This is a genomic window from Xinfangfangia pollutisoli (assembly GCF_020179405.1).
GTDB lineage: Bacteria > Pseudomonadota > Alphaproteobacteria > Rhodobacterales > Rhodobacteraceae > Pseudogemmobacter > Pseudogemmobacter pollutisoli.
Genome location: NZ_JAICBZ010000099.1, coordinates 1 through 1963 on the forward strand (window position 1 = coordinate 1; position 1963 = coordinate 1963).

The 1963-nt window shown below is 68.2% G+C and carries 4 protein-coding genes; 2 read left to right on the forward strand and 2 right to left on the reverse strand.

The window, feature by feature from the left end; translation table 11 throughout:
- Together K1Y73_RS19210 and K1Y73_RS19215 are read left to right on the forward strand one after the other, a co-directional pair.
- Window positions 1-734 (forward strand): TIGR03862 family flavoprotein (locus tag K1Y73_RS19210; RefSeq protein WP_225029921.1); only part of this gene is annotated, 734 nt, incomplete at its 5' end.
- A gap of 22 nt (window positions 735-756) precedes the next feature.
- Window positions 757-1167, forward strand: coding sequence for a DUF1801 domain-containing protein (locus K1Y73_RS19215; protein ID WP_225029922.1), 411 nt, complete (start codon window positions 757-759; stop codon window positions 1165-1167).
- Here K1Y73_RS19215 and K1Y73_RS19220 read toward each other — a convergent pair.
- Window positions 1164-1541, reverse strand: a complete 378-nt coding sequence (locus K1Y73_RS19220; RefSeq protein WP_225029923.1) for a cupin domain-containing protein — start codon at window positions 1539-1541, stop codon at window positions 1164-1166. The genes K1Y73_RS19215 and K1Y73_RS19220 overlap by 4 nt on opposite strands.
- Window positions 1538-1963: tRNA ligase subunit PheS family protein (locus tag K1Y73_RS19225; protein ID WP_451923587.1), on the reverse strand; the 426-nt coding region annotated here is incomplete at its 5' end. The genes K1Y73_RS19220 and K1Y73_RS19225, both read right to left, overlap by 4 nt.

The following is a 1963-nucleotide window of genomic DNA, read 5'->3' on the forward strand; positions in this document are numbered from 1 at the left end:
AAGGCGCGCGGCTTCTGGCGCCGCGGGTCACGGTGCTGGCGCTGGGCGGGGCCAGCTGGGCGCGGCTGGGCAGCGACGGCGCCTGGGTGCCCTGGCTGGAAGCCAGGGGCGTGGGCATCGCCCCCTGGAAACCCGCGAATATGGGGCTGCGGGTCGATTGGTCGGCGCAGATGGCGCGTCACTTCGGCCAGCCGGTCAAGGGCGCGGCGCTGTTGCTGCCCGGCATGGCGCCGCAGCGCGGGGAATTCGTGATCTCAGCCCGGGGGCTGGAAGGCGGCGGGATCTATGCCGTCAGCCGCGCCCTGCGCGAGGGCGCGGCGCTGCGTATCGACCTGATGCCGGACGTGACCGAACCCGCGCTGGCGGCGCGGCTGGCGCGGATGAAGCCCGGCGAAAGCCTGTCGAACCGGCTGCGCAAGCTGGGCCTGCCCCCCGCGGCGGCGGCGCTGGTGATGGAATGGGGCCGCGGCCAGCCCATCGAGATCGTCAAGCGCCTGCCCGTCCGCCATCAGGGCCCCCGCCCCCTGGACGAGGCGATTTCGGTCGCGGGCGGGATCACCGCCGACAGCCTGACCGCAGATCTGGAACTGCGCGCCTGCCCCGGCGTCTTTGCCGCGGGCGAGATGCTGGACTGGGAGGCGCCGACCGGCGGTTATCTTCTGACCGGCTGTCTTGCCACCGGACGCTGGGCCGGTCAGGCTGCGGCGCGGGTTCTGGCAGGACGGGCGGGGTGAAACCCGGCCCCAAGGGGGGCAGATGGCCGAGGCGAAACTTCTTTCGGGTGGCAATCCGCAGATCGCCAAGGGCGATGGCCCGGGGCCGGTCACAGCCTGGCTTGACGCCGCGCCGGATTGGCGCGGAGACCATGCCCGCACGGTGGATGCGCTGGTGTCAGACCTGGTGCCGGATATTCGCAAGGCGGTGCGCTGGAATTCGCCCTTCTACGGCGTCGCCGGTCAGGGGTGGTTCCTGTCCCTGCATTGTTTCACCCGCTTCCTGCGGCTGTCCTTCCTGACTGGAGCGCATCTGACGCCCCCGCCGCCCGGCCCTTCGAAAGACCCGAACACGCGCTATCTCGACATTGCCGAGCCGGGCATCGCCGATGCGGCGCAGCTGAAGGACTGGATCGCCCAATCCGCCGCAAGGCCGGGTTGGGACGGGTTCTAGATCCGCACCTTCGCGGTGGCGGTGGCTTCGTTTCCGGTATTGGGCGTGCCCTCCGGCTCGATCAGCATCAGGCAGGCTTCCTCGGCCGCCATCGGGCAATGTTCCACGCCCTTGGGCACCACGAACAACTCGCCCGGGTTCAGCACCACATCGCCATCGCGCAGCTGGATCGTCACCTGGCCCGACAGGCACAGGAAGAAATCGTCGGTATCGGCATGCGAATGCCAGACGAATTCGCCCTTCACCTTGACGACAAAGATATCGTGCCCGTTGAACCCGGCCACGATCTTCGGCGCCCAGTGATCGGAAAACAGCGCCAGCTTTTCGGCCAGGTTGACCTTTTGCTGCTGGTCCGAAGCAGGCTGGCCGCTCACCGCGACAGCCCGCCCGGCAGGTTCGGCACGTCCAGCGCGCTGAATCCGTAATGGCGCAGCCAGCGCAGATCGGCCTCGAAGAAGGCGCGCAGGTCGGGGATGCCGTATTTCAGCATGGCGATCCGGTCGATGCCCATGCCGAAGGCAAAGCCCTGCCATTGCTCGGGGTCCACCCCTGCCGCGGCCAGCACCTTCGGGTGCACCATGCCCGAGCCCAGGATCTCCATCCACTTGTCGCCTTCGCCGATGCGCAATTGCCCACCCACGTTGGAATAGCGGATGTCCACCTCGGCCGAGGGCTCGGTGAAGGGGAAGTGGCTGGCGCGGAAGCGCAACTCGACCTTGTCGACCTCGAAGAACGACCGGCAGAATTCCTCAAGGCACCATTTCAGGTTGGCCATGGAAATGTCGCGGTCGATCGC